This window comes from Thiovibrio sp. Mzg5, from assembly GCF_055379285.1.
Genome location: NZ_AP022872.1, coordinates 1,307,447 through 1,334,257 on the forward strand (window position 1 = coordinate 1,307,447; position 26,811 = coordinate 1,334,257).

Here is a 26,811-nt window from a genome sequence, read left to right on the forward strand (position 1 = left end):
CCCATGAACCCCTACGAGATTGTCCAGCGAACCCCAAAGAGCAATTGCGGTCAATGCGGCTACCCGACCTGCCTCGCCTTTTCCGCAGCGGTCGCAAAAAGTGGTGAGGCCTTTGGCAAGTGCCCTTATCTTGAAACCACCGGCCTCAATGTTGTGCCAGAACAGGGAGGGCCCCTGGAGGAACTTTCCGGGCAACGCGATCTCGCCCTTATCGAACACCTCAAAGATAAGATTTCCGGCCTGGATTTCACCCGTATTGCCGCCCCGCTGGGCGCCACCCTCTGTGGCGCAAACAACCAGACCCTGTCGTTTCCGTTTCTTGCCCAAGAGGTGCTTTTAAGCCGGCAGGGAATCCTCCTCGACGGGCGCACCCCGGATGACCCCAGGGACCAGATCCTGATCTACAATTACATTCACTCCCAGGGCGGCGCGGATCCCACCCTGGACTGGATCGGGCTGGAAACTCTGCCCAACTCCATCTCCAAGGTAAGAACCCTTGCCACCTATTGCGAAAATAGATTGGCAGAGCTTTTCGCCCATCTTGCTGCCGAGGCAATCATCTCGGCCTGCAATCGGTTAGGAGGTGTAGCGCACCCGACGCCATCGGCCACGCTGGGGTGCATCATCCCGGTCCTGCCCAAGATTCCGCAATATCTTGTCTACTGGGAGGAAGAACCAGAAGACGGATTTCCCGCCAAGGTCAAGGTTCTTTTCGATCGCCAGGTTCTGAATTTTCTCGATCTGGAATCCCTGATTTTTTCGGCGGAACGTCTGGCAGACCGCCTTGCCTTCCTGCTGGCGTAAAAAATCCGGAGCGCTTGCTCCCTGCCCTGCTGCGTGATCAGCTGATGACATTCCGTCAAATTCCTGGCATACTATTTTTTTGAAATCGATTCCCTCATCTCCTCCACCAGCCAGATAACGAGTCATGGCCCGACAACCTGCCCCACACACCGCCCCCCTGGCAGAACGTTTGCGTCCGCAAACAATAGATGATTTTGTCGGGCAAAAACAGCTGCTGGGCGAGGACAAGCTTCTCCGGCGGCTCATCCAGCAGAAATACCTGCCCTCCCTGGTGCTTTGGGGTCCGCCCGGCACCGGCAAAACCACCCTGGCCCGAATCCTGGCCCAAACAACCGGCGCTGATTTTGCCTTTTTTTCCGCCGTACTCTCCGGGGTCAAGGAGATCCGGGAAATAGTGGCTCAGGCCCAAGCGGCCAAAGAAGAGCGCAACACCGCCACCATCGTTTTCGTGGACGAAATCCATCGCTTCAACAAAAGCCAGCAGGACGCCTTTCTCCCCCATGTGGAAAGCGGCCTGTTGACCCTCATCGGCGCAACCACCGAAAACCCCTCTTTCCACGTTATCGCCCCCCTTCTCTCCCGCTGCAGGGTTCTGGTCCTTGCCCCCTTGACCCCGGATGATCTACAAACCATTCTCCAACGGGCCATCACGGATAAGGAACAGGGGCTGGGCGCCTGGCAGATTACCCTGGAGCCTGCGGCTGCCGCCCACCTGGCCAGGATTGCGGACGGCGATGCCCGCAGTCTGCTGAACAGTCTGGAAATCGCCGCCAATCTGGCCGAACCGGATGCCGATGGCACGCGGCAGATAACCTTGGCCACGGTGGAAGAGGCCATCCAGCGCAAAAGCCTGCGCTATGACGCGGACGGCGAGGAGCATTACAATCTGATCTCGGCCCTGCACAAAAGCCTGCGGGACAGCGATCCGGACGGCGCCCTCTACTGGCTGTGCCGGATGCTCGCCGCCGGGGAGGAACCCCTGTACGTGGTTCGCCGCCTGATCCGTTTCGCCTCGGAGGATGTCGGCAACGCGGACCCGCAGGCCCTTACGGTTGCCCTGAATGCCAGAAACTCGTATCAGACCTTGGGAACTCCGGAGGGAGAGTTGGCCCTGGCCCAAGCCGTAACCTATCTTGCCACCGCTCCCAAGAGCAATGCCATCTATGCCGCCTATAACACGGTAATGCACGACATCAGACGCACAGGCAGCCTGCCGGTGCCGCTCCATCTCCGCAACGCGCCGACTTCACTGATGAAGGATCTCGGCTATGGCCAGGGCTACCAGTATGCCCACGACGATCCCCATGCCCTGGTGGATCAGCATCACCTACCGGCCGAACTTGAAGGAAAAACCTATTATCAGCCCGCCAACCGGGGGTATGAAGCAGTGATCCGGGACCGCCTTGGCAAATGGCGGCAGCTGCTGCGGGATCGAAAAAAACAACCCGCCTGATCCTCTTTCAGGCAACTACCCAAGATCAGGAGCACACGATCACGATGAACAAACAGGCCACCTTTCTGCTGCTTTTCTTTCTTGCCCTGCTCAACATCACCGGGCCCGCATCAGCGGCCGCACCAAAACGGACGCACACCCCCAGCCAGCAGACAGGGGAACAGCACGATCTGACCATCTTCTTTTCCAATGATGTGCGGGGAGAAACAGAGCCCTGCGGCTGAAAAAGCAACCAATTGGGCGGTCTGCCCAAGAAAGCACAGCAGCTTGAGGCAATTAGAGGGAAAAAAACAGCGGTGCTTGCCCTCGACAGCGGAGCCCTGCTTTTTAAGGATGAAAAATTGCCGCCGGATCAACGCGAACAGCTCGCCGTTACGGCACAGGGAATTGTCGCGGCATACAGCAAGATGTCCTTTGCCGCGGTCGGCGTCGCCAGGCAGGATCTCGCGGCAGGCCTTCCCTTCCTTCTCGCCCTCCAGAAAAAAGCAAGCTTCCCCTGGCTGAGCGCCAATCTGCTCAATCGCACTGAGCGCAAGCCCTGGTTCAAACCGCACACCCTGATCACGGCAGGAGGCATGCGCATCGCGGTCATCGGCCTCACTGGCCAAGGTGCAGACTCTCCCCTTAACGAAAAAGACAACGCAGTCATTGCCCCATGGGAGGAGGTTTTACCGAAAGAACTCGTCCAGCTCCGTGGCCGGACCGAGATGGTCATTCTTCTTTCCAGCTTTCCTGCGGCAATAAATAGAAAGATTGCAGAGACCCATCCAGAGATCCATCTGATTTTACAGGGAGGGAGCACCCAGGGCAATATCCCCCCGGAGCGGGTAAACAACACCCTGATCACCCAGGTGGAAGCCCAAGGCAAATCAGTGGGCATCCTGGAGGTGCATTGGAACAAACAGAGCAAGAGATGGGAAGAAACCAGCGCCGAAAATCTGCTGACAGACAAGAAAAACGAAATGGACCGTTTGGGATGGCAGATCAACCGGTACCGCAAGCATGGCGACCCAGGGCAGACCTTCAAGGACCAACCCCAAGTGCTTGAAGCCTATAACGACCTGCTTGCCAGACAGCGACTGCTGGATGAGGAGATTGGCCGCCTCACCGGTGAGCAGAAGACGCGGGAGGCAAACCGCCAAAGATTTTCCTCCTACAGCAGCCGTTTTGAAGCCATGCGCAAGGAACTTCCGGATAACCCGGCAATCCGGGCCATTGTCGATGCGACCACCAGCGAGGTGAACCGGATCGGCAAGGCTGCGGCAAAGGCGAGAATTGCAGACAGTACCAGCCAGAAGCAGGGAGAACCTTCGGGAAATTACGCCGGCAGCACCGCCTGCACCAGCTGTCATGCCCCGCAGTTTGCAAAATGGCGCGGCACCCAACATGCCACAGCCTATGACACCTTGGAGGCCAAGGGGCAGCAGTTCAATGTGCAGTGCCTGCCCTGCCACATCACCGGCCCCGCCGCCCAGACCGGACAGGAAATGCTCGCCCTTGCCCATGACCTGCGCCAAGTCGGCTGCGAATCCTGCCATGGTCCGGCCCGCGCCCATACCTTGCAGCCGGCAGCTGCCAAGGCTGGCCAGCCGACCATGGACACCTGCCTGCGCTGCCACATTGGCGAGCATGACGACAGATTCAACTTCAGCGAGGCTCTCTCCCGCCTTCGCTGCGGCGGCGACTGATCAGCGGACATAAAAAAAGCCAGGGAACATGTGTCCCCTGGCCTAAAATCACTGCACCACGCGGTGGTTATTTCACTTCTTCAAAATCCGCGTCCACCACATCGTCATCATCCTTCTTTGTCCCACCGGTCTGGCCAGCGCCTTCTGTGCCTTCCGCAGCCTTGTCCTTGGTCGCCTGGGCATACATCATCTCAGCCAACTTGTGGGAAGCCTGGGTCAAAGACTCAAGCCCCTTCTTGATCGCCTCCACATCGTCGGACTCCATGAGCTTCTTGAGGCTGTCGATCTCGACCTGGACCTTGTTCTTGGTCTCGCTGTCAACCTTATCGCCCAAGTCCTTCATGCTCTTTTCCGTGGCATAGATCATAGAATCGGCCTGATTCTTGGTTTCGACCAACTCCTTGCGCTTGCGGTCTTCATCGGCATGGGCCTCAGCGTCCTTCTGCATCCGCTTGATCTCTTCCTCAGAAAGGCCGCTGGAGGCGGTGATCCGGATGGATTGCTCCTTGCCGGTGCCCATATCCTTGGCGGAAACGTGAAGAATGCCGTTGGCGTCAAGATCAAAGGTAACCTCGATCTGCGGCACCCCGCGCGGGGCCGGGGGAAGATCGGTCAGCTCGAAGCGGCCGATGGTCTTGTTATTTGCCGCCATCTCGCGCTCACCTTGGAGCACATGGATGGAAACCGCGGGCTGGCTGTCCGCCGCAGTGGAGAAAACCTGGCTCTTCTTGGTAGGGATGGTGGTGTTCTTCTCGATGAGCTTGGTCATCACCCCGCCCAGGGTCTCGATACCGAGAGACAACGGGGTAACGTCGAGGAGCAGCACGTCCTTGACATCGCCCTTGAGCACCCCACCCTGCACCGCGGCGCCGATGGCCACAACCTCGTCCGGGTTCACGCCCTTATGGGGATCCTTGCCGAAGATCTCCTTGACCTTTTCCTGCACCTTGGGCATCCGGGTCATGCCGCCGACCAGGATCACCTCGTCGATATCCGCCGCATTGATGCCGGCATCCTTCAAGGCAATCTGACAGGGCTTAACCGTCCGTTCGATCAGATCTTCCACCAGGCTTTCCAGCTTGGCGCGGGAGAGCTTCATCTGCAGATGCTTGGGCCCGGAGGCGTCCGCCGTGATAAAGGGCAGGTTGATGTCGGTTTCCATGGTGGTGGAAAGTTCCATCTTCGCTTTTTCCGCCTCTTCCCGCAGACGCTGCAAGGCCATATTGTCGGTGCGCAGATCAATGCCCTGATCCCGCTTGAACTCATCGGCAATCCAGTTGACAATGCGCATGTCGAAGTCTTCGCCGCCGAGGAAGGTGTCGCCGTTGGTGGATTTCACCTCGAACACGCCGTCGCCGATCTCCAGCACCGAGATATCAAAGGTGCCGCCGCCCAAGTCGAACACGGCGATTTTTTCCTCGCCCTTCTTGTCCAGGCCGTAGGCCAGGGCCGCAGCAGTGGGCTCGTTAATGATCCGCTGCACGTTAAGCCCCGCAATCCGACCTGCGTCCTTGGTGGCCTGGCGCTGGGAATCGTTGAAATACGCAGGCACGGTGATGACCGCCTCGGTAACTTCCTCGCCCAGATATTCCTCCGCGGTCTGCTTCATCTTGGTAAGGATCATGGCAGAGATCTCGGCAGGGGTCATAACCTTGCCGTCAACCTCAACCGCCGCGTCACCATCCTTACCGTTGACGATCTGAAACGGGCTGATCTCGATGCTCTTTTTCACTTCCGCATCACCGAACTTGCGCCCGATAAGCCGCTTGATCGCATGCAGGGTACGGGTCGGATTGGTGACCGCCTGCCGTTTGGCAACCTGGCCCACCAGCCGCTCTCCACTGTTTGAAAAAGCTACCACCGAAGGGGTGGTCCGGTTGCCTTCCACATTGGCGATAACCTTGGGCTCGCCGCCTTCCATCACCGCGACACATGAGTTTGTCGTTCCTAAATCAATACCAATAATTTTTCCCATCTCATATTCTCCTTACCTAACGGGATGAAGCATCCTTAATTATTCTTCAACATTACCCTTTGAAACAACGACCTTGGCCGCCCGGATAAGTCTATCCTTAAACATGTATCCTTTCTGATATTCCTGCAAAATCTGGTTTTCCGGCACGTCCGCGCTGGCTTCCATGGCCACGGCTTCATGAAAATTCGGATCAAAGGGTTGCCCCTCGCCAGCCAGGGGTTTTACCCCGAATTTTTCCAGGGTATTGATCAGCCCCTTGCAGGTCATTTCCACCCCGGCCAGGAGAGTCCCAGCATCAGCCTCAGGGGAACACTTGCACTGCTCCACGGCGCGCTCAAGGTTGTCCAGGGAAGGAAGAATCTCCCGCAGGATGGTTTCTTCCGCATACTTGAGCGCTGTTTCCCGCTCGCGTTGCATTCTTTTCCTGAAATTGTCCTGCTCCGCCGCCATGCGTAGCAACTTGTCCTCCAACTCAAGGTTTCTTTCCAGGGCCTTTGCCAACTGAGCAGAGACGTCTTCCGCCTCGGCCTTGCCCTGATCTGCCCCCAAGTTCTCCTGTTCAAACCCCTCTTGTTTTTCTTCTTGCTCAGCCACCCGTATCTCCTTTCCGGCGCAATAAACCCATCGGGGCCTTTCTGCGATTCTAAACTGTATCCATCTGCAATAACTTGATTTTTCTAGGCAATTTCAAGTTCGTGTCCAACAATAAGTATGCTCTTTTTCGTTGTCAAGACAACAGGCGGGATTTGTCGAGTACCCCAAAAATCGGCCCGACAACGCATGGATCGCAGCAACTATCTGTTTTCACGTAATTACGATACACCTTTATCCCGTATTCCACCGGCAGCATAATCCCGTGCGTGAAAAAAATTTTAGACATTCGCGAATTCACCGATAATGACAGTAACCGCTATCCGCCAATATTTTGCAACACCAGGACCAATACCAATGCGCCTCGGAATAGTTCTCCCACTCTCATTGCTTGTCGCCCTTATGCCCTTGGCTAGCGCCGCGGATATGCGTCCCATCAAAAAGCTCCGCGCAGGGCTGCCCCCCTATGCCGTGACAGAAAAGATCGCCCGGCACAACGATCAGGTTGTGACCAGCAGGCCGGCAGACGAACCGCAACGGACGCCAGGCACCCCGCACATTACCTGGCTGGCGGATTGCGATGCCCGGGTGCAACCGACCCTGTTCTATCCTGACCCGGTTGACACCATCTATACGGTGAGAAATCTCGGTAATCAATTTTTGCTCTCCGCCGGAGCTATTGACTACGGGGTCAACGAACTCCTCTCCCCTGTTCTGCTCATCACCGGCAATACCAACAGCGACAGCCTCCGGCTTTTCACCAAAGGGTATAGTCATCTGGGGCCGGACCTACGCCGGGATCTCGACACCCTGCGTCTTTCCCTGGGGGAACAGGCCGGCAATGGCGCGGGGGCACAGGCAGAGCCCGTGCTGGTGGAAAAGAATGTTGATTTTCAAGTAAACACGGCCTTGAAACGGTACGGACCAAGAATAGAAAACGGCAGGCTGGTGGTAATCGGGGCGGTGATCGACCTGAACAATCAATACGGACACGGGCTCAATCGCTTGATCATCATCAACATCAATGGGGAAACCGACCCGGAAAGATTGCGAGCCATGCACCATCTTGTCAGGCTGGACAAGCGATTGCTTGGCATGGTTGGCCGCAAGTCGTGGGACGAGACAAACAAGGAGGCCAAGTCCGCCCTCACCCCGAGCAAACCAACACCCAGGAAACCCACCAAAAAAGGGAACGGCGGAAAGAAATAACACCAGAGAACCATCGACTACACAGATACCCCATTACCCGGCACAAAAAAACCCCGGACGGAAATCCCGTCCGGGGTTTTTTTTAAACAACAACTTTGATATTCAGCGCCTTAGCAGCCAAAAGCCTTCTGCAACGGCGGAACGGTCTGTTTCTTGCGGCTCATCATGCCACCTATCCACATGGAGTTGTTTGCGATCTTGCCGCCGAAAGCCTGCTCAATAACCGCGGGCTCATCGGAAACAACCAGCAGGTCGGTACCCTCTTTCACAACGTCGGTGAGCATGAACAGTACGGAATGACGGCCATCCTTCTTGAGATCCTCAAGAGCCTTGTACAGGTCGGCGCGAATGCCGGCAACCTGCTCAAGGGTGGCGAGTTCGATCTGGCCGATGCCCACCTTCTTACCGTTCATGTCGAAATCCTTGTAGTCGCGGAAAACGAGATCCTTCATGGGAACACCTTCCACGGAAGACTTGGCCTTCAGCATCTCCATGAAAAGCGCATCGGTGTCGGCAATGCCGGCGATGGTTTTCAGCGCAGCAACCGCAGCCTTGTCAGGAGCGGTGCAGGTGGGGGACTTGAAGTTTACGGTGTCGCTCAGGATGGCGGAAAGCATGGCGCCGGCAATATCCTTGGGCAGAGCGACATTGTTGTTCTTAAACATCTCGTACAGCACGGTGCAGGTGCAACCAACAGGCTGGGCATTGAAAACGATCGGGTTGTTGGTGGTGATGTCACCGATCTTGTGATGATCGACAATGGCGACAACCTCGGCGTCCTTGATGTTTGCCGGAGCCTGACCGATATCGCTGAAATCAACCAGGGCAACCTTCTTGCCGGCAGCGTCCATCATGGTCTGGGGCGCAGCCAGGCCAAAGTTTTTGAGAACAACGGTGCTCTCGGGGTTCAGCTTGGCTGCCTCAATCTGCATGCAGGCAATGGCGTCAGTGCCGGTTGCCTTCAGATAATGTGCATAAGCAATGGCAGCGGCAACGGAATCGGTATCGGGATTTGAATGGCCAACAACACAAACAGACATGGTGATCCTCCTTAAAAATTTTTATTGAATCAAAAACATCCTGTTATGATTCCAGAACAAAGACCTTCCTGAAATCATAAAAAATATGCGCACTTCCTGCGGAATGCTCAACTTCTTGTTACAACTAAAACTCGCAAAGAATAGTGCTATTGGAATAGAGAGTCAAGAGGAAAGACGCGACAGACAGAGACAATAATTCTGCGCACCATCGGGATATGTAACGAGATAATATTACTTGATAATTTCAACAAACACAGGCCCTCTCTGGTTTTGTCTTGCCACGCAATCCCTTTTTATGCAACAATTCAACAGAGAGCTGATTCCCCCTTACAAAGGCAAACCCTGTCAACAGTTGAGCACACCCCCATGACGGAAAAAAAATCGACACAAGAAGCGCCCTCCCCCCCAAAGGCCCAAAAACGCCACAAAATTTTGGTCGCAGAGGATAACCCGGTGGTGCGTAAGGGGTTGAATAATTTTCTGGTGAAATGGGGCTACGAACCGATTGAGGCGGATAACGGCGACACAGCCTGGAACGCCCTTGAAACCGACGCCACCATTACCCTTGCCATTCTGGACTGGAACATCCCGGGCCTCAGCGGCATGCAGGTCTGCCAACGTATCCGGATGCGTGCGGATGGGCCATACGTGTACACTATCATCTTCAGCGCCCGCAGCTCCATTGAGGAACAAGTCCTTGCCCTGGAAGGCGGGGCGGACGACTACCTGGTCAAACCAGCCAAACCCTCGCTGCTCCGGGCAAGACTCGGGGTTGGCCTGCGGATTCTGAGTTTATTGGCTGGCCCCAAGGCCGGTTCCGCAAAATAAACCCAAAACCCCTGCCCGCCTCCATGACTCGCCAAAAATGTGTGCTTTTTGATTTAGACGGCACTCTCGTTGACAGCCTTGCCGACTTGGCGGATTCGATGAATCGGGTCCTGAGTCGACAGGGACTTCCTTCCCATCCCGCACAGGCCTACCGCTATTTTGTCGGAGACGGAATCACCAAACTGGTCCAACGCGCCCTGCCTGCAGAGGCTCAGCAACAGAATGTTATTCAGGATTGCGTGCAAAAGATGCGCCAGGAATACGCCTTGCACTGGGCAGACACGACAAGACCCTATCCCGGCATTGCCGAGCTGCTCGATACGCTTGCCAGCCGGGGGATACAGATGGCAATCCTCTCGAACAAGCCCGACGCCTTAACCCAGGAGGTTGTCCGAACACTTCTGCCGCAATGGGATTTTGCCGCGGTTGCAGGCGCCAGGGAACCATTTCCCAGAAAACCTGACCCTACAGGGGCATTGCGCATCGCCAACCTGCTGCAGCGTGAACCGGCGGATTTTCTCTATCTCGGCGACACCAATACCGACATGCAAACAGCACGAGCGGCCAAAATGTTTGCCATTGGGGCGCTTTGGGGTTTTCGCACTGCGGACGAACTGAAAGAAAATGGCGCTCAAGCCTTGATTTCCGTGCCGATTGAGCTATGCGCCTTGCTGGATCCCACCCCGTAATCACAAAATACAGCAGACCGAAGCAATGATTCTCTCCGGCACAAACCGTCACAGCGCAGACTGCCCAAAACAGGTTTTCCCAGCCCTTCGTTAGGAGCTGAGCCGCTCCGCTTCTTTCACCTTTCGTATCTCACAGGCAATCTGGAACGCCTTTTCCTTCCCGTTTTTATTTACGGAAACGGAAGTCTTGCCCTGCTTGCCAACACGATTCACCCAGCTCACTTCATACCGGTTCAGCTTCTCGTTAAATCGGACACCGACAACCCCGGTGGTGGTGTTGCTCACCGTGACAAGATGTTTGTCGGTTCGGATCTTCCCTATCTTTTTCTCCATGGTATCGCGCCAGGTAAGGGCTGCGAGCAGGCTTGAATAGCGGCCGCCGCATTTGCCATCGGAAAAAAACTTGGAATGCGTTGTCCCCTGAAAACGAACGCGCACATACCAGCCGTGTGTCCGCTTGTCTTCCTGATCGATCCGCGCCACATCCTTATGTTTTTCAAGAATAACCTTCTTTGCCATGACCACTCACCTCGCACAGGTTCAAAACCAATAAAAATGCCATGCCCAACGGTTCCATTGGCAACACGGCCCCCCCTGCGCCAAACACCTTTTTCCATACATGCATCTATAAAAAGAACGAATAAACAACAGGATTACTCAATGAAATTTGTATCTATATCCAATTGAGCATCTTTTTGCAAGCCGTAGCAGACATCTGCAAATTTTACCTGGATAGCGGAAAAACAACTCCACAAAAACCTGCACCTGTATCCGTATATATACCTAGTCGCAATCTTCCCCACAACCTCATTTTTCCCGACACCCCAGATACAGTTCTATATGATGCTGGACACTTCTCATTCTTCCAAGGAGCTGGTATATAAAACCTCGTGGGGATCAACTCCGGTGTAATCGAAAACAGCCCCTCCTTCATGAGTCCAGAATTTCGGCGGAAAAATGCCTGCGGCACTAGTGGTTGCCGTCATCACCCATCTCCTTCACCCTGACACAGGTCGGCCCCCATGACACCCACTGCGGAAAAATTCCTTGCCCTTCTTGAAATTATCAGCCGCCTCCGAGCCCCGGACGGATGCCCCTGGGATCAAAAACAAACCCCTCAGACCTTCAAGCAGTATCTTGTCGAGGAAACCCACGAGCTCCTCGAGGCAATCAACGACGACAGCCCCAGCCACATCTGCGAAGAACTGGGAGATCTCCTTTTTCAGGTTATTTTCCTCAACAACCTCTACCAGGAAAAAAATCTCTTCACCCTTTCCGATGTCATTGACTCCATTTCCGCCAAGATGATCCGCCGCCACCCCCATGTGTTCGGCAGTGAAACCGTGGACTCGGAACAGGAACTGCGCCAGCAGTGGCAGGCAATAAAAAACCAGGAAAACGAACAGAAAGAAAAACCCAGGCATCTTCTGGACTCCATCCCCAAAAGCCTGCCAGCCCTGCGCAGGGCTCAACGGGTCGCAGACCGGGTGGCCAGGGAGGGCTTTGATTGGCCGGATATCTCCGGAGCCCTAAGCAAAGTTAGCGAAGAATTCCAGGAACTACAGGATGCCTTTGCCCGTGGGGCACGCGAACAGATCAGGGAAGAATTCGGCGACCTTCTCTTTGCCCTCGCGGTTGTAGCGAGGAAGGCGGATATCGACGGGGAAGACGCTCTGCATGCGGCAACGGGCAAGTTCACGACCCGCTTTCTCATGCTTGAAAAAAATTTAGCTGGCCAAGGAAAGCAGATCGTTGATCTTGCCCCCGAGGCACTCCTGACGATCTGGCAACAGACCAAAAGCGAGCCGGAACCATCTCCAGAAAACAATTGACAAACACAAGGTTAATTGCTATCAATCGCGATTGTTTTTTTATTATTTTCCCACATACCTCCTTGCTCTTCGCATGAAACGCAAAAAGCAAGGGCCAAATGACCACAAGGAGGAATCAATGCGCAGGTACGAGACAATTGTTATTGTCAGGCCGGGGGCCGGAGAAACGGAATTCTCTTCGGTTTCCGACAAGGTAACTGGAACCATCGAAGGTTTTGGCGGACTCATCGTGAGAACCGACCGATGGGGCCTGAAAAAGTTGGCCTATCCCATCAAGAAAGAAGCCCAGGGCGACTTTCTCTATGTCGAATATGCCGGGTTGCCTGAGGGCGTCAAGGAAATGGAACGGCTCATCCGCATCGATGATCGGGTTCTCAAGTTCATGACCGTCAAAACCCAGGACGTCTTCACCCCGGATGCACCCAAGCCAGAAGGGCTTGCAGAGCCGGAAACCACCCCTGCGGTTGAAGAAGAAGCCTCTGAATAGTTTTTGCGCCTGTCGCGATTAACTATTACATATATCGAACCAAAAAAGAGGAAAGACCATGGTTATCAAGAAAAAGAAGATTTTCAACCGGCGCAAGGTTTGTCGTTTCTGCACGGACAAGAGCCTGATGATTGATTATAAGGATGTTAAAACCCTGCGCAATTTTGTAACGGAGCGCGGCAAGATTATACCCCGACGCATCTATGGCAACTGCGCCCATCACCAGAGGCAGCTCACCGAGGCAATCAAGCGTGCGCGCCAGATTGCCCTGTTGCCTTATGCCGGCCAGACCCAGCAGTAGAACAGGAACCAACCAGGAATCGTGTTTTTACGCACAGGAGTAAGCAAGCAAACAGAGACCATCGTGGCTATCGCTGTTACGGCCCTCGTTTTCACGATGCCGGCAGTTTTTGTCGGCCTTGAGTGGCTCCATTGCCTGATGCCCCTGCCCGTCTACTACTTCCTGGGCGTTTACGGTCAGAAACAAGGGACAATCATTGTTGCCTTGGCCCTTGCCATTACAGGCGGCACGACCTTCTGGACCGGAACCCTGCCGGGCCTGCTTTTCTCACTGACCCTCCTGCCCATTGGCTTTATCCTTGCCAGGGCAGACAGGGGAAATGAGTCGGCCCTGCGAGCCGGGATACAAAGCGTTGGCTATCTCGTCCTTGTCTGGCTCGTCACGGGTTGGCTGGTCGGCATGGCCACCCAAAGCAATCCGTATCTCGAGCTGCGGCAGAGTCTGGACAAGGGTTTTGAGGCAACTGTTAACCTGTATCGGGATTCAGGGCGTTTCCCGGCTGAAGATCTTGAAGAGATCAAAGCCTTCGTCACCCAGCTTCGGGAACAGGTGGCCCGGCTTTTCCCGGCTTTGCTCCTCACCTCGATCATCTGCACCGTCTGGCTGAACATTGTGGCCGGCCAGTGGTTGCTGAAGAAGAGGGACCCCTCCCGAACAGGGAGGGAAGATTTAAAAAACTGGCGGCTCCCGGAATTGCTGGTTTGGCCGGTGATCCTGGCAGGCATCGCACTTCTGGTCCCCGAGGAAAGGTTCCACACCCTGGGCTTGAATGCGGGCCTGGTGCTTTTGGTTCTGTATCTCTCGCAGGGGTTGGCGGTTGTCTCGAGCATGATGCACAAATGGTCGCTGCCCTTGGCGATCAGGATGATAACGTACAGCCTTCTGTTCTTGCAGATTTACGGCATCGGCTTTGTCGCTTTACTTGGCCTGGCTGATGTCTGGGTTGATTTCAGGAAGAAACGGCTTAAAAAAGATGTGGATGACACCTCGGTGTCTTAATTTAAAGAAACACACATGAAACTGGGGACCTTTTCAAGGTCTTCATTTTTCAGCAATAATGAATCCCGGCAAAACAGGATTCAACCGGAGGTACAACATGGAACTCATTTTAAAAGAAACCATTGACACTCTTGGCGAGGAAGGCGATGTTGTTAAGGTCAAGGACGGCTACGGTCGTAACTTCCTGATCCCCCGCCGTCTTGCCGTGTCTGCCACCAAGGCAAACCTTACTACCCTGGAAAGGGAAAAAGCCGCCATTGTGGCAAGAAAGAAAAGCCAGCGTGACGGGGCAGAGGCCTTGGCCAAAAAGGTGGCCGGAGCCACGGTGGTCATTGCCCATCGTTCCGGGGATGACAACAAGCTCTATGGTTCTGTCACCTCCGCGGACATTGCGGAGAAACTGGCCGAACTGGGCATTGAAATCGACAAGAAAAAAATCGTTCTTGACGAACCCATCAAGACCCTGGGCGTCACCATGGTGCCGGTGAAAATCGGCTATCAGATTTCTGCGGAAATCACGGTGGAAATCGTTCCTCTGGCCGCGGAATAATTCTAAAGTCCACCAGCAAAAGGCGGACCTGGAACCGGTCCCTTGGCCGCAGAATCCGCCCTTTGCTGTGACCTTGGAATAACGCAGGATAACCGAGTGGGGGCAGAAACCTGCCCCCTTTCATTACAGCCAACGGTAATCCATGGAATCCGGACCAAACCCTTCCACCACCCACCGCCTGCCCCCGCAGAATCTTGAGGCCGAGCAATGCGTTCTCGGCTCCGTCATGCTGCAACAGGGAGCCATGCCCAGGGCGGCGGAGATTCTCACCGAAGAAGACTTTTACCGCGACGCGCATAAACACATCTTTTCCGCCATGATCACCCTGTTTGACCGTGGCGAACCCCTTGACCTCATCACCATTTCCAACCTGCTGAAAGACAACAACCGCTTTGAGGCGATCGGCGGCCCCACCTACCTCGCCACCCTCACCGACATCGTGCCGGTTGCCGCAAACATTGCCTACTACGCCAGAATAGTGCGGGAAAAAGCCATCCTCCGCAAGTTGATCCAAACCGGCACCGAGATCGCCGGTCGTTGCTACGAGGAACAGGATGATATCGACGGTCTCCTCGACGACGTGGAAACGACCGTCTTTGAGATCTCTCGGGCCAAGAGCGGCCAGTCCTACCACTCGCTCAAGAGTGTCATTTCCAGCACCTTCAAATACATCGAGCAGCTCTACGAACGCAAGGAACACATCACCGGCGTTCCCACCGAATATCACGATTTCGACAAGATGACCGCAGGGTTGCAACGCTCGGACCTCATCATCCTGGCTGGCCGTCCCAGTATGGGCAAAACCGCCCTGGCCGTCAACATGGTCCAAAACGCCGCCCTGCTCCACAAGGTGCCGGTGGCGGTGTTCAGCCTGGAAATGTCCAAGGAACAGCTGGGCATGCGTATGCTCTGTTCCATCAGCCGGGTTGACGCCCAGCGCCTGCGGACCGGTTTTCTCAAGGAGCAGGATTGGCCCAAGCTTACCCGGGCGGTGGGCATGCTTTCGGAAGCCCCCATCTACATCGATGACACCCCGGCCATCACGGTGCTGGAGATGCGGGCCAAATGCCGGCGTCTAAAAACCGAACACAACATCGGCATGGTGGTGGTGGATTACCTCCAGTTGATGCGGGGCAAATCAAACTCCCAGTCCCGCGAACAAGAAATCAGTGACATCTCCCGCTCGCTCAAGGCCATGGCCAAGGAGCTCAGCATCCCGGTTATGGCTCTTTCCCAGCTAAACCGCAGCCTGGAAAGCCGCCCCAACAAAAGGCCACAGCTTTCCGACCTGCGTGAGTCGGGTGCCATCGAGCAGGATGCCGACCTGATCATCTTCATCTATCGAGATGAGGTCTATAACAAAGCGGAAGACAACCCGAGAAAGGGCATTGCCGAAGTCATTATCGGCAAGCAACGTAATGGCCCTACCGGCACCGTGGAGCTGGCTTTTCTTGACCGCTTCACCTCCTTTGAAAATCTTGCCCAGCATAATTTCCCGTCAACCGAATAACTGAACAGGGCTGAGAACTGAAGACTGCTCGCCGAGGAGACAACTCCTGGCACAGTGCCCGTGCTCAGCACTGAAAAAACCGGATCAGCAACGATGAAATACGATTTTAAGGCCATCGAAGAAAAATGGCGCAGCCACTGGCTTGCAAACTCCACCTACACCGCAAAAGAAGATCCCTCCCGGCCCAAATACTATCTGCTGGAGATGTTCCCCTACCCTTCCGGCCGCATCCACATGGGCCATGTCCGCAACTACACCATCGGCGACGTGGTGGCCCGCTACAAGCGGATGAAGGGCTTCAACGTCCTTCACCCCATGGGCTGGGACGCCTTCGGCCTGCCCGCGGAAAATGCAGCGATCAAGCACGACACCCATCCGGCCAAATGGACCTACGAAAACATCGACTACATGAAGCAACAGTTGCAGCGCATGGGGTTCAGCTACGACTGGGGCCGCGAACTCGCCACCTGCAACGATAAGTACTACCGCTGGGAGCAGCTGCTTTTTATTAAGATGTACGAAAAGGGGTTGGTCTACCAAAAGGTGACCACGGTCAACTGGTGCGAAACCTGCCAGACGGTGCTGGCCAACGAACAGGTCATCGACGGCGCCTGCTGGCGTTGCGACAATGCCGTGCTCCCCCGGGAAATGAACAGTTGGTTCTTCAAGATCACCGACTACGCCGAGGAGCTGCTTGCCGGTTGCGACACGCTTACGGGCTGGCCGGAGAAGGTGCTCACCATGCAACGCAACTGGATCGGCAAGAGCGTGGGCGCCGAGGTGAACTTCCCCCTCGAAAATTCCGGCAAAACGCTTACCATCTTCACCACCAGACCGGATACCATCTTTGGCGCGACCTTCATGTCCATCGCCCCGGAACACCCACTGGCCCTTGCGTTGAGCGCTGGCACCCCCCAGGAAACCGCGGTCAAGGAGTTCGTTGCCAGAATCAAGATCGAGAAGCAACGGCAGAAACCGGAAGACGAGCTGGAAAAAGAAGGGGTTTTCACCGGAGGCTATTGCCTCAACCCCTTTACCGGCGAGCGTTTGCCGGTGTATGTGGCCAATTTTGTGCTCATGGAATACGGGACCGGCGCAGTGATGGCGGTCCCTGCCCACGACCAGCGCGACTTTGAATTCGCCAGAAAATACGGGATCGAGATCAAGGTCGTCATTCAGCCCGAAGGCGAGCCGTTAGACCCAGCCACCATGACCGAGGCCCACGAAGGGCTCGGCACCCTGGTAGCCTCTGGGGAATTCACCGGTCTCTCTTCGGAAAAGGCCAAGACCGCCATCACCGCGGCGGCCGCGAAAAAAGGCTTCGGCTGCCAGCGCACCACCTTCCGCTTGCGCGACTGGGGCATCTCCCGCCAGCGCTACTGGGGCGCCCCCATTCCCATGCTCCACTGCGCCAAGTGCGGGGTGGTGCCGGTGCCGGAAAAGGATCTGCCCGTCAGCCTGCCCACCGATGTGCAGTTCGACAAATCCGGCAAATCGCCGCTGCACACCCTGGAAAGCTTCTACCAGACCACCTGCCCTGTCTGCCACGGCCCGGCCCGGCGCGAAACCGACACCATGGATACCTTTGTCGAGTCCTCCTGGTATTTTGCCCGCTACGTCAGCCCCCGGTTCACCGACGGGGTCCTGGACAAAGCCAAGGCCGATTACTGGCTGCCGGTGGATCAGTACATCGGCGGGGTGGAACACGCCATCCTCCACCTGCTCTATTCCCGTTTTTTCACCAAGGTCCTGCGCGATCTCGGCTACCTGTCCATCGACGAGCCGTTCACCAACCTGCTCACCCAGGGCATGGTCATCAAGGACGGCACCAAGATGTCCAAGTCCAAGGGCAACGTGGTGGATCCCAATGAGCTGGTGGAAAAATACGGGGCCGACACGGTCCGCCTTTTCAGCCTCTTTGCCGCCCCGCCGGAACGGGATCTGGAATGGAGCGATCAGGGGGTGGAAGGGGCCTACCGCTTCTTGAACCGGGTCTTCCGCCTAGTGGACGAAAACCTCGCCGTCTTTACCAAACCCGCCTCTTCGCTGCCGCAAGAAATGAATGCGGCAAGTACCGCCCTGCACCGGAAAACCCATCAGACCATCCGCAAATTCGGAGCCGATATCGAGGCGAAGTTCCATTTCAACACCGCCATCAGCTCGGTGATGGAGCTGACCAACACCCTGTACAGTCTGGCCGCCGATGAGTCCGGCGAAAGCCCTGATCCCGCCGTGATCCGCGAGGCCATTGAGGCGATGCTTGCCCTGCTCTCCCCCATGGTCCCGCATCTGTGCGCCGAGCTCTGGGAGCTGACAAAACACCCTACCCCCCTTGCCGAAGTGCTCTGGCCAGAGTACGATGACGAAGCGGTCCGGGAGGAGGCGATCACCATCGTAATCCAGGTAAAGGGCAAGGTCCGCAGCCAGCTCCAGGTTGCTCTGGGCACCAGCGACGGTGACCTTGAAAAGATGGCCCTGGCCGATGAAAAGGTGCAAAAATTTCTGGAAGGCCAACCGGTGCGTAAGGTGATTGTCGTGCCGAATAAACTGATCAACATTGTGATTTAGGGTAACTACCCAGGCGGATAGACCGAAGATTGAAGGTTTTTTTTAGTATATAAACTTCAGTCGTCAGCCTTCAGCCTAAATACCCGTTCCTTTTTTAGCCTGACGCCAGACACTTACGGGACCAGACCATGAAAATCCTTACCCTGAAAACCCTGAGCCTGCTCCTTCTCCTGCTGATTACCGCCGGATGCGGCTACCACAACCCCAACATGCTGCCGCCGGACAAGCAGGGCAAAGTCCTCAAGCTCCACGTTCCCATCTGGCCCAACCCGACCAATGAAATCCGGCTCGCCTCCGACATCCGCAATGCCCTGCTGGACTGGCTCGGCCAGAGCAAACAGTTCACCCTGGTGGACAGCTCCGGAGAAGCCGACTATGTCCTCAACGGCAGGATCAACGCGGTGAGTTATACCGGCCGGGCCTATGACGCCAAAGACCGGGCCCAGGCGCTCATTGCCACCCTGAATGTTGACTACACCGTCACCGACACCCGCACCGGCAAGGCAGCTTGGGAAGCCAAGGGCTTCGCCCTCACGGAATCCTATTCCCTCCAGACCGATACCCACAAGAAACAGGCCCTGGAAACCATAGTGGACAATCTGGCCGAGCAGATATACATCCGCCTCTACAGTGCCATCTCCCGTTATGAAAAAAACAAGGGCCGGGGGAATTGATAGCCATGCGCTATCAACAAATTATGATTCGCAATATCCCGCAAGCAACGGTATATAGAAAAATTTTATAACCAAATTTGCTCCGGCAATCCCATCACCACAGAACCAGAAACTGGAGGTCCCATGCCATCACGCAGAGAACTTGCCAATGCCATCCGCGCCCTGAGCATGGATGCCATCCAGAAAGCCAAATCAGGCCATCCCGGCGCGCCCATGGGCATGGCAGACATTGCCGAAGTCCTCTGGAACGACTTTCTCCAGCATAATCCAGCCAACCCCAAATGGGCCAACCGCGACCGTTTTGTCCTCAGTAACGGCCACGGCTCCATGCTGCTCTATTCCCTGCTCCACCTCAGCGGCTACGACCTGCCCATGGCGGAGATCAAAAACTTCCGCCAGCTGCACAGCAAAACCCCCGGCCACCCGGAATACGGCTACGCCCCCGGCATCGAAACCACCACCGGCCCCCTGGGTCAGGGCATTGCCAACGCGGTGGGCATGGCCATTGCCGAAAAAACCCTGGCCGGCCAGTTCAACCGGCCGGGCCACGCGGTTATCGATCATCACACCTATGTGTTCCTGGGCGACGGCTGCATGATGGAGGGGATTTCCCACGAAGCCTGCTCCCTGGCCGGCACCCTGGGGTTGGGCAAGCTCACCGCCCTGTATGATGACAACGGCATCTCCATCGACGGTGAGGTGCAGGGCTGGTTCACCGACAACACCCCCATGCGCTTTCGCGCCTACGGCTGGCACGTCATTGAGGGCGTGGACGGCCATGACGGCGAGGCGGTAAAAAAAGCCATTGCCGAGGCAAAGAGTGTAACGGACAAGCCCACGCTCATCTGCTGCAAGACCGTGATCGGCTGGGGCTCCCCCAACAAGCAGGGCAAGGAAGATTGCCACGGCGCCCCCCTGGGTGATGCCGAGATCGCCCTGGTTCGCCAGACCATCGGCTGGCCCCATCCCGCCTTTGAAATCCCGGCCGAGATTTATGCCGGCTGGAACGCCAAAGACAAGGGCGCCGCCAGGGAAGCCGAATGGAACACCCGGTTTGGTGCCTATAAAACCGCGCACCCGGAGCTTGCCGTAGAGCTTGAGCGCAGACTTTCCGGCACCCTCCCGACGGACTGGCAGACAAAGACCGGGGCCTACATCGACGCAGTCAACGCCAAGGCAGAGAAGGTCGCCACCCGCAAGGCCTCCCAAAACTGCCTCAACGGCTACGGCCCGCTGCTGCCGGAATTCCTCGGCGGCTCGGCGGATCTGGCCGGCAGCAACCTGACCATCTGGTCCGGCAGCAAGGGCATCAACACGGAGGCAGGCGGCAACTACATCTATTACGGGGTCCGCGAGTTCGGCATGTGTGCCATTGCCAACGGCATCTCCCTGCACGCCGGCTTTATCCCCTACACCGCCACCTTTCTGATCTTTTCCGAATACGCCCGCAACGCCCTGCGCATGGCAGCACTCATGAAGCAGCGCTCCATATACGTCTTCACCCACGACTCCATCGGCCTGGGCGAGGACGGCCCCACCCACCAGCCCATCGAACAGGCAGCAACGCTCAGGATGATCCCGAACATGGGCGTCTGGCGCCCCTGCGACGCGGTGGAAACGGCAATGGCCTGGAAGGTTGCCATTGAGCGCGCCACCGGCCCCACCTGCCTGCTGCTTTCCCGGCAGAACCTACCGCACCAACCCCGCACCGCCGAACAGCTGGCCAACATCGCCAAGGGCGGCTATGTCCTGCTCGATTGCGGCTGCGGTACGCCGGATGCCATCCTCATCGCCACCGGTTCCGAGGTCGAGCTTGCGGTGGCAGCAGCCAAGGAGCTGACGGCCAAGGGCAAGAAGATCCGCGTGGTCTCCATGCCCAGCACCGATTGCTTCGAGAGCCAGGGCAAGGAATACCAACAGTCCGTGCTCCCGGATGCAGTCCAGGCCAGGGTCGCCATCGAGGCCGGAGTCACCGGCGGTTGGTACCGTTATGTCGGCATCAAGGGCCGGGTCATCGGCATCGACCGCTTTGGCGAATCCGCCCCGGCGGAGCAACTGTTCCCCTACTTCGGTTTTACCACCGAGAATGTGGTCAAGGCCGTCGAAGAAATTTTATAAGCGGTCTTACGCCAGGAGCAAGGTTACAGGCACCAGGAAAAATCCTGCCCTGTAATCTTGTTCCTTTCACTTTGAGCCTTTCTCCATGTTTGCCATCGGCACCCTCCGCATTGACAATCCATTCATCCTCGCGCCACTAGCCGGTTACAGCGACCTCGCCTTCCGTCTGCAGTGCCGGGAGTTCGGCGCCGCTCTCTGCTTTTCGGAGATGATCAGCTGCCACGGCCTCCATTACCGGCAGCAGAACACCCTGGACTTGCTTAGAACCGTACCGGCTGAACGCCCCGTGGCCATGCAGCTTTTTGGCAGCGAGCCGGAGATCATGGGCGAGGCCGCGGCCATTCTTTCGGATTACCCCATTGATTGCATCGATATCAACATGGGCTGTCCGGCCAAAAAGGTCATCAAAAAGGGGGCGGGCTGTTACCTCATGAAACTCCCCGCCCTGGCTGCGAAGATCATTCGGGCTGTAGTGCAAGATTCTTCTCTGCCGGTGACGGTCAAATTCCGCTCCGGCTGGGACCACAAGGCCATCATTGCCTGCGACTTCGCCAGAATGGCCGAGGACAACGGGGCCGCCGCAATCACGGTCCACGCCCGGACCTGGAGCGACGGCTTTTCCGGCACCGCCGACTGGCGGATCATCAGCCAGGTGAAACAGGCGGTTTCCATCCCGGTGATCGGCAACGGCGACGTTCAATCCCATGCCGACGGGTTACGGATGCTGGCGGAAACCGGCTGCGACGGGGTGATGATCGGCCGGGGTGCCCTGGGCGCGCCCTGGATCTTCTCCGCCGATGCGCCAGAAAACCCATCCCTCAGCTTCCGGCTCGCAGCCCTGAACCGCCACCTGGCCCTCATCGCAGAGTACCAACCCGACACCCCGCCTTCCCAGCTCAAAAACCACGCGGGCCGGTATTTCAAAGGGGTGGTGGGCGGGGCGGAAATCAGACGGCAGATATTCAACCAGACATCCTATGCTGGCCTGCGGGAACTCATTGACTCTTTTGCCCGAGTCCTTCCTTGACACTGTATTTCCCTGCCATTAGACTGTTTTCATGGTATCTGTCTTTCTCTCCTCCAGGGATGGCCAAGAAAGAGGCCGCACTCAAGCTTCAGGCCTTTGACTCGCAAAAAATCCCCTCGGGATTTGCAGCGGGAATGACCCGTAGAAAAAATTATAAAATCCAGGCAATCGGTATTCTGTCCCCCAGAATATTTCAAGCGTAACGGAACCGACAACCAACCGTGCCGAACTGGTATTCCCGTGGCTAGAATGTTTGATATGAAAAAAACGTGGCCTGTCCCCTCCTACTTGCATGCGGTTTCCACTGCTTTTGTCTGGCTTGTGTGTCTCGTCCTTGGAACCCTGGTTGTTGTCGGGAATGCCAGCGCCACCCTTACGGTTAATTCCGTGACACTGAATAGCGTTGCGAGCGTTACCGTTTTATCCGGAGCGACCATTTCTGTGGTTGCCTCGGAGACCAACACGTCGAATTCGAACTGGGGATCTACCCGGATCAGGACGACAGACACTACAACCAACGCTCAAATCACAACCTGTAGAAATACTCCAGATCACAACGGTAACGGATTATACATCGAGACTTTCGACATTACGGCCCCCGCTACTGTCGGAACCTATGATGTTGGTGTCCGTGCCTATACCAACAATGACTGCTCTGGAAACAGCAGCAACACGTACACGCTGAGCAACGGTATAATCGTCATCGCACCACCCACCGTTGCCACCGTTGCCGCTTCCGCCTTGACGACCACTGGGGCAACGTTAAATGGCACGGTTAGCAGCAACGGCGCGAGCACCACGGTTACCTTTGATTATGGCCTGACCACCGGCTATGGCAACACGGTTACCGCAACGCAAAGCCCTCTAGCTGCAGGTGCAAGTGGTAGCGCCGTTTCTGCCGCCGTAACTGGTCTGACCTGCAACACCCTCTACCACTTTCGCGCCAAGGGCGTGAACAGCGCTGACACGACCAATGGAAGCGATCTCACTTTCACAACTTCAACTTGTCCCACAGTAACTTCGATCATCTTGGTTAACCCGAACCCGACAGCCCTGCCCAGCGTTTCCTGGACCGTGACCTTCAGCAAAAGTGTCTCAGGGGTAAGCAGCAACAACTTCACGCTCGTTAATTCCGGGCTGGGCGGTACGCCGACCATTACCGGGGTGAGCGGCAGCGGCACCACATGGACGGTTACCGCCTCCACCGGCAGCGGCAACGGCACTTTGGGACTAAACATGTCCAATACCACTGGTGTTATCCCCTCGGTGACCAACCTCCCGTTCACCGGGCAAGTCTACACCATCGACAAAATCGTGCCGACAGTCTCTTCCATCATCTTGGTTAACCCGAACCCGACGGCCCTGCCCAGCGTTTCCTGGACCGTGACCTTCAGCAAAAATGTCACCGGGGTCGACGCCACCGACTTCGCTGTAGCCCAGACCGGTGGAGTAAGCGGTGCCACTATTACCTCGGTGACAGGCAGCGGCACCATCTGGACGGTTGTCGCTTCCACCGGCAGCGACAACGGCAACGGCACCCTTGGACTCAATCTGGTGGACAACGATTCGATTATCGACATGGCGAGCAATCCACTAGGCGGCAGCGGCAGCGGGAACGGCAACTTCACCGGCCAAGTCTACACCGTAAACAAGCCCTACTGCTTCACCGATGATTTCAATCGCGCTGATGGCGCCCCTGCTGGAAACTGGGTGGTGGCCCACGAAAGCGGAACCTTTGGTAACCCCACGATCTCCAGCCACCGCCTGCGGCTCACCAATGCTTCCACTGGCGCATCCACCATGGCCGTTTTACAGCAGCTTTTTCCGGCAGCCGGCAATAAAATCGTGGTGGAATTCGACCATTTTGCCTACAACGGCTCCGGCGCGGACGGCATGTGCGTTGTCCTGTCCGATGCCTCGATCGCGCCCGTGCCCGGCGCTTTTGGCGGTTCGTTGGGCTACGCGCCAAAACAGACCAGCGCAGGCGGGGATACCACCCATGCGGGTTTTGCCGGAGGCTGGCTGGGGGTGGCCCTGGACGAATACGGCAACTTCTCAAATCCCACCGAAGGCCGCACCGGCGGCCCCGGGCGTCAGCTTGACTCGGCGGCCATCAGGGGCTCCGGCTCCCTCTACACCGGCTATGCCTATCTCGCAGGGACTGCCACCCTTGCTCCGGGCATCGACAACAACGGCACAGCTAACCCGCCCCACCGTTACCGCATAACCATCGACCACACCAACGGCATCAACGCCTATACCTCGGTGGAGCGCGACACAGGAACCGGCTTCGCCACCCTTGTTTCTCCCTTCGACGCCAAGGCGACGGCCGGGCAGGCAGCGGTGCCAGCCAACTGGTATCTTTCCTTCACCGGCTCCACCGGGGACTCAACCAATATCCATGAAGTCGACAATCTGCGAGTATGCTCGACCCAGCCCCAGCCCCTGCCCACCCTGGACCATATCCGCATCCTGCACGACGGCAGCGCCAACACCTGTGTCCCGGAGACCATAACCCTGCAGGCCTGTGCAGATGCATCCTGCTCTGTCCTCTACCTTGGCACAGTGACCGGAACTTTGCCCAATATCGGCACATGGACCCCCTCCAGTTCGTTCTCCATCTCCGGAGGTCAGATCACGATGACCTTGTCCGCATCTGGGTCTGTGACCTTAGGCGGAACGGCAACTTCCCCGACCGCGACGAATGTCACAACCTGCTACAACACCACAACCGGAACCAATGATTGCACCCTAAATTTCGCTTCAACCAGTCTCTCGTTCGATGTTCCGGACCACACCTCGGCAACCAGACAACTGGTAACCATAACCGACTGCACCGCACAATTGGCCAGCAAGACTCGCAACGTAAAATTCTGGTCGACCTATCTCAACCCAAGTACCGGCACAAAGCAAGGCTCGGTAGTCACAGGAACCGGAAATGCCGATTGCGTAACAGGATACTCCGCACTAGGCACTACCTATACGGGGGCAACAACACTTAGCCTGACTTTCGGTACGGGTTCCTCTCCCAAAGCCACCTTCAGTCTTTGTTATCCGGACGCAGGCAAAATCCAGCTCAATGCCCTTTACGAGGGTGCCGGCACCAATACCCCACCGGACGCCGGGGTGGTGCTTCTCGGCAATGATCCCTTTGTGGCCAAGCCTGCTCTCTTCGCGCTGTCCAACATCAAACAGACGGCAGCGCCACAACTGGTCAATCCCGCCGCAACCGATGCAAGCGGCAATAAATTCGTAAAGACAGGAGAGGCGTTCACGGCAACAGTGACGGCACAGAACGCCAAGCTTCAAACCACACCCAACTTCTCCAAGGAAACCAACCCGGAAGGGGTAAGATTGACCGCGGCTCTTTTCGCTCCCGTTGGTGGGGCCAATAGCACCTTGAGCTGCAAGGGCTCGACTACCGAATGCGTGGTGCCAGGCGGCTCATTAAATTTCACTAACGGCGCGACAACAATAACGGACCTTGCCTGGAATGAAGTCGGCATCATCACCATCGCGTCGATTATAGGGGACCGCGATTATCTCGGCGCAGGCGACATAACTGGAACCGCAAGCGGCACGGTAGGCCGCTTCATTCCCGATCATTTTGCCATCACGTCGGGGAGCGTCACAGAAGGCTGTTCAGGCAATTTTACCTATTTGGGCCAGGACGGCTTTTCCACCGCTTTTACCCTGACCGCACAAAATCAGGCAAACGCGACGACCCAAAACTACACAGGGGCTTTCGCCAAGCTGAACCTGTCCACTTGGAACAACTACGCCTTCACGGCAACGGGACTGCCTTCCAGCCCAAGTTCAACTCTCTTGGCAAGTGCCACAACGCCAACAGGAAGCTGGAACAATGGCGTGGCCTCGGTAACAGCCAAACACATAGCAAGCCGTCCTGCCACGCCCGTTGCCCCGGCTGATATCACGATCAGCACCAAGCCGACCGACACGGACGGAATAACTACGGCTTCGGCTATTGCTGTGCATGCCGCCACGACTCCGCTCCGCTTTGGCCGTCTCGTTCTACAAAACGCCTATGGCCCGGAAACGGATGACCATAAACTGCCGTTTCAGACACAGTACCTCGACAATACCGCCCAGTGGGTCACCAATGCAGAAGATAACTGCACCACCTTGACCGCCGCCAACTTCAGCTTTGGCAATTACCAGCAACAACTGACCTCCGCCGAGATGAATAGTAACCATATCAATGTCAGCCTTTCCACGCTGACTACAAATATGGGCAAAGGCAGTCTGTACTTGACCAAGCCAAGCGGCTGGGACTACAAATACCTCGGCAGTGTGGACGTGACGGCGCTAATCGGCACGTCCCTGCCCTGGCTACGATATGAATGGGTCGGCGCCATCGACTACAATGATGACCCCACAGGCCGAGTCAATTTCGGCATCTATCGTGGCAATGACCGGATCATCAACTGGCGGGAGATCATTCGCTGAG

The 26,811-nt window shown here is 56.5% G+C and carries 21 protein-coding genes; 17 read left to right on the forward strand and 4 right to left on the reverse strand.

What is annotated here, in order from left to right; translation table 11 throughout:
• Positions 1-3 precede the first annotated feature (3 nt).
• From ACZ46D_RS05885 to ACZ46D_RS05895, 3 genes are all read left to right on the forward strand, one after another.
• Positions 4-804 (forward strand): DUF3786 domain-containing protein, encoded by an 801-nt coding sequence (locus ACZ46D_RS05885; RefSeq protein ID WP_464929105.1) that lies wholly within the window; start codon positions 4-6, stop codon positions 802-804.
• A gap of 124 nt (positions 805-928) precedes the next feature.
• Positions 929-2,257 (forward strand): replication-associated recombination protein A, encoded by a 1,329-nt coding sequence (locus ACZ46D_RS05890; RefSeq protein ID WP_464929106.1) that lies wholly within the window; start codon positions 929-931, stop codon positions 2,255-2,257.
• 44 nt (positions 2,258-2,301) lie between these two features.
• Complete coding sequence (locus ACZ46D_RS05895; protein WP_464929107.1) at positions 2,302-3,945, forward strand: UshA-like (seleno)protein; 1,644 nt, start codon at positions 2,302-2,304, stop codon at positions 3,943-3,945.
• Between the two features lie 67 nt (positions 3,946-4,012).
• Here the strand turns inward: ACZ46D_RS05895 and dnaK are convergent, their stop codons facing one another.
• Entirely contained in the window at positions 4,013-5,920 is a 1,908-nt protein-coding gene (gene dnaK, locus ACZ46D_RS05900; RefSeq protein WP_464929108.1) for a molecular chaperone DnaK, read from the reverse strand.
• 39 nt (positions 5,921-5,959) lie between these two features.
• A complete protein-coding gene (gene grpE / locus ACZ46D_RS05905) occupies positions 5,960-6,514 on the reverse strand; it encodes a nucleotide exchange factor GrpE (RefSeq protein WP_464929109.1) in 555 nt (184 codons plus the stop codon).
• Between the two features lie 354 nt (positions 6,515-6,868).
• Between grpE and ACZ46D_RS05910 the strand changes: the two genes are divergently transcribed.
• A complete protein-coding gene (locus ACZ46D_RS05910; RefSeq protein ID WP_464929110.1) occupies positions 6,869-7,720 on the forward strand; it encodes a carbonic anhydrase in 852 nt (283 codons plus the stop codon).
• 110 nt (positions 7,721-7,830) lie between these two features.
• Here ACZ46D_RS05910 and ACZ46D_RS05915 read toward each other — a convergent pair whose 3' ends face one another.
• Positions 7,831-8,760, reverse strand: coding sequence for a manganese-dependent inorganic pyrophosphatase (locus ACZ46D_RS05915; protein WP_464929111.1), 930 nt, complete (start codon positions 8,758-8,760; stop codon positions 7,831-7,833).
• A 366-nt stretch (positions 8,761-9,126) separates the two neighbouring features.
• On the opposite strand from ACZ46D_RS05915, the gene ACZ46D_RS05920 reads away from it, so the two are divergent.
• Complete coding sequence (locus tag ACZ46D_RS05920; protein ID WP_464929112.1) at positions 9,127-9,588, forward strand: response regulator transcription factor; 462 nt, start codon at positions 9,127-9,129, stop codon at positions 9,586-9,588.
• A gap of 23 nt (positions 9,589-9,611) precedes the next feature.
• Positions 9,612-10,277, forward strand: coding sequence for an HAD family hydrolase (locus tag ACZ46D_RS05925; protein WP_464929113.1), 666 nt, complete (start codon positions 9,612-9,614; stop codon positions 10,275-10,277).
• A gap of 90 nt (positions 10,278-10,367) precedes the next feature.
• Here ACZ46D_RS05925 and ACZ46D_RS05930 read toward each other — a convergent pair whose 3' ends face one another.
• Positions 10,368-10,796, reverse strand: coding sequence for an AP2 domain-containing protein (locus ACZ46D_RS05930; protein ID WP_464929114.1), 429 nt, complete (start codon positions 10,794-10,796; stop codon positions 10,368-10,370).
• Positions 10,797-11,299: 503 nt separating this feature from the next.
• Between ACZ46D_RS05930 and mazG the strand changes: the two genes are divergently transcribed.
• The 11 genes from mazG to ACZ46D_RS05985 all read left to right on the forward strand — a co-directional run bounded on the left by mazG (position 11,300) and on the right by ACZ46D_RS05985 (position 26,810).
• Entirely contained in the window at positions 11,300-12,109 is an 810-nt protein-coding gene (gene mazG, locus ACZ46D_RS05935) for a nucleoside triphosphate pyrophosphohydrolase (protein ID WP_464929115.1), read from the forward strand.
• Between the two features lie 118 nt (positions 12,110-12,227).
• Positions 12,228-12,596 carry a 30S ribosomal protein S6 gene (rpsF, locus tag ACZ46D_RS05940; protein WP_464929116.1) on the forward strand — a complete coding sequence of 123 codons (369 nt, stop codon included), beginning with the start codon at positions 12,228-12,230 and terminating at the stop codon, positions 12,594-12,596.
• Between the two features lie 58 nt (positions 12,597-12,654).
• Positions 12,655-12,897, forward strand: coding sequence for a 30S ribosomal protein S18 (gene rpsR, locus ACZ46D_RS05945; RefSeq protein ID WP_464929117.1), 243 nt, complete (start codon positions 12,655-12,657; stop codon positions 12,895-12,897).
• 63 nt (positions 12,898-12,960) lie between these two features.
• The gene (locus ACZ46D_RS05950) at positions 12,961-13,896 is read left to right on the forward strand and encodes a DUF2232 domain-containing protein (protein ID WP_464929118.1); all 936 of its coding nucleotides are present in this window, start codon (positions 12,961-12,963) and stop codon (positions 13,894-13,896) included.
• 97 nt (positions 13,897-13,993) lie between these two features.
• The gene (rplI, locus tag ACZ46D_RS05955; RefSeq protein WP_464929119.1) at positions 13,994-14,446 is read left to right on the forward strand and encodes a 50S ribosomal protein L9; all 453 of its coding nucleotides are present in this window, start codon (positions 13,994-13,996) and stop codon (positions 14,444-14,446) included.
• Positions 14,447-14,588: 142 nt separating this feature from the next.
• Positions 14,589-15,956 (forward strand): replicative DNA helicase, encoded by a 1,368-nt coding sequence (gene dnaB / locus ACZ46D_RS05960; RefSeq protein ID WP_464929120.1) that lies wholly within the window; start codon positions 14,589-14,591, stop codon positions 15,954-15,956.
• A gap of 93 nt (positions 15,957-16,049) precedes the next feature.
• Positions 16,050-18,524 carry a leucine--tRNA ligase gene (leuS, locus tag ACZ46D_RS05965; protein ID WP_464929121.1) on the forward strand — a complete coding sequence of 825 codons (2,475 nt, stop codon included), beginning with the start codon at positions 16,050-16,052 and terminating at the stop codon, positions 18,522-18,524.
• Positions 18,525-18,652: 128 nt separating this feature from the next.
• Positions 18,653-19,198 carry an LPS assembly lipoprotein LptE gene (lptE, locus tag ACZ46D_RS05970; protein ID WP_464929122.1) on the forward strand — a complete coding sequence of 182 codons (546 nt, stop codon included), beginning with the start codon at positions 18,653-18,655 and terminating at the stop codon, positions 19,196-19,198.
• 123 nt (positions 19,199-19,321) lie between these two features.
• Positions 19,322-21,316, forward strand: a complete 1,995-nt coding sequence (tkt, locus tag ACZ46D_RS05975) for a transketolase (protein WP_464929123.1) — start codon at positions 19,322-19,324, stop codon at positions 21,314-21,316.
• An 85-nt stretch (positions 21,317-21,401) separates the two neighbouring features.
• A complete protein-coding gene (gene dusB, locus ACZ46D_RS05980) occupies positions 21,402-22,343 on the forward strand; it encodes a tRNA dihydrouridine synthase DusB (RefSeq protein WP_464929124.1) in 942 nt (313 codons plus the stop codon).
• A gap of 1,029 nt (positions 22,344-23,372) precedes the next feature.
• Positions 23,373-26,810, forward strand: coding sequence for a DUF6701 domain-containing protein (locus ACZ46D_RS05985; protein WP_464929125.1), 3,438 nt, complete (start codon positions 23,373-23,375; stop codon positions 26,808-26,810).
• Position 26,811 lies beyond the last annotated feature (1 nt).